A 2,422-nucleotide genomic window follows, 5' to 3' on the forward strand; every position below is an offset into this window, starting at 1 on the left:
GCCAACATCTCTGTTTGCCCACCTGCCCGCATGCGGTCAATGCGATATTTACCGTTGACGATGATTTCCGGCACACCGGCAGGCTTATAGCTGCGTACGCGCGCTTTGGCCTGCTTGAGCTGGCTGTCCACGGCCGTCGAATTAAAGGCTTTGGCAAAGTCTTTTTTGTCAACACCATAGTGCGCAAAAAAATCCGCCAAATCGCTTTCGTTGCTCAGTCTTTTTTGTTCAATCACTATTGCGGTAAACAGAGGAAGATGTATTTTTTCTGTAATATTCAACTCCTGGGCGGTATAAAATGCCCGCGCAAATAATTTCATCGTCTTATTCCATACGGCTGGAAAATACCAAAAGTCGACGTCATTGGCCTGCTGTTTGCTCCATTCCTTAATCAATGGTTCAAACTCATAACAATGGGAGCAGGCGTAGGAGAACATTTCCACCACCTCGATTTTGCTGCTATCCCGGGTGGCAACCGGCTTATCCAGCACTACATAATGCTCACCTGCAATAAACCGTTTTTTGTCTTGTGCACCCGTCGAGCCTTTTCGTTTAGCCGATAGAATAACAACATCGTCCTTCGGCACATTTTTATGGGACCCGGACGTTGTTGTCGGGACCCTGATTATTTTGTCGATAATGTCCATCCCTTCAGTGACTTTGCCAAATACCGTGTAACCTGGTTTGTTGTCCCGATAGTCCAGGCTCAGATTGTGCCTGTCATTAATAAAAAACTGGGAGGTTGCGCTGTTCGGGTTATTGGTGCGGGCCATGGAAACAGCGCTCCTGATATTTTTTAAACCATTGTCTGATTCGTTTTTTACCGGGAAACGAGTCGGCTTTTTTCCCATGCCCTTTTCAAAGCCGCCGCCCTGCACGACAAATCGAGGGATGACGCGATGAAACAGGGTGTTATTGTAAAATCCTTCATCGACATAAACGAGGAAATTGGCAACGGTTTTCGGCGCTTTTTCTGGATTGAGTTCCAGTGTAAAAGACCCCATGGTTGTCTCAACGATCACCTCAACTGACGGAGAGTTTTTATAGGACGTATCCTTTGCATGAGCTGCGGTGACAAACACTCCTTGTGTGAAGAGTGCGATTAAAATAATAAATTGCAGTCGTTTAAAGTTCATGATGTTTACCTGGCCGCTACCTTGACCATAATGGACACCGTTTGGTGTTTGCCCGATTTAAAGGTCAGGGTCATATCGACCTTCTGCCCCTTGGTCAAGTGCTGTCGCGGTCCCATCAACATCAAATGTTTGCCACCGGGCTTGAAGCGAATTTGACCCTTTGCAGGAATAACCAGGTCAGTCACTTCGTGCATCTCCATCAGGCCATCGACACTGGCCATTTCATGCACTTCAATGTTCTCGAATGCCTCACTCTCGACCTTGACCAGTGTCACATCTTCGGAGCCCACGTTCACCAACGTCATGTATCCGGCATTCACCTTCGCACCGGCATGTGCCTCCCGAACCCATGCATTCATGATCGCGACCACATCGTCAGCCGGTTCCGCTTGACTCACAGGGAACGCTGCGGTCACCGGCGTCCCGGAACTTATCCGCTCCAATTTTCCCGGTGCATTTCTTTGGCGCTTCCTTATGTCGCGCCTCAATTGCAATCTTTTACTCTTCACATCCATATAATCGATTAGATCCACCGCCTCCTGCTGATTCAAACGCATGTTAGGCATGGCCAGGTTGTTGTATTGTTTGTAGAGCGCCATCGCAATGGGGTCTTTTTTCTTCAACATCTGGTCGGGCGCCTTCAGCCAATCGAGGAGCCATTGTAATTCCCGCTTCTCGGTGACACCCAGCAGGTCCGGTCCCAAGGCCCCCGCGAGCTCAGTACCGGTGAGGGAATGGCAACTGACGCAACGCGTACGAAATATCTGTTCCCCGCGGGATATATTGCGCAACTTCGGTGCATTCGCATAACTGTCGCTCTTGCCCTTGGGTGGCGCCTTCCAGCTGGTGAGCCAACTGCCAAGCGTTTCGGCAAGTACATGGGGGTTTTCAAAGGGTGAGCGCTTCATCCACCGGCCCGTGGCCTGATTGCCGATGATCATGTTCACATTGTGGTTGTTGGAACCGTCCTGGATCTCCTCGACGTACAGTCCCAGCTTCCTGCGCAGCTGGATAATGTCCGACTTTTTACCCGTCAGAAAGGTCCAGTCTGCTTTAAACCGTTGTTTGTATTCCTTGAGGACTGCCGGGGTGTCGTTTTCCGGATCAATGCTGATGGAGTAGAAGAAAACATCCTTGCCCAGCCGATCGCCCAGGATATTTTGTACCCGAACGAGTTGTGCGGTCTCCAGGGGACAGGTGTCCGGGCAACGGGTGTAGATAAAGTTGATAGCTACCACCTTGTCCTTGATCAAATCATCAAAGAAACGGACGTTTTCCCCATCCTG

Annotated in this window: 2 protein-coding genes; both read right to left on the reverse strand. The window is 49.8% G+C overall.

Features of this window, described 5'->3' with window-relative positions; all coding sequences use genetic code 11:
• On the reverse strand, window positions 1–1,136 hold a 1,136-nt coding region (locus tag V3S16_RS08415), incomplete at its 3' end, for a peptidylprolyl isomerase (RefSeq protein WP_413884234.1).
• Window positions 1,137–1,141: 5 nt separating this feature from the next.
• The coding region (locus V3S16_RS08420) for a copper chaperone PCu(A)C (protein ID WP_413884235.1) at window positions 1,142–2,422 on the reverse strand (1,281 nt) is incomplete at its 5' end.

Source organism: Candidatus Desulfatibia sp., from assembly GCF_036446775.1.
Lineage (GTDB): Bacteria > Desulfobacterota > Desulfobacteria > Desulfobacterales > UBA11574 > Desulfatibia_A.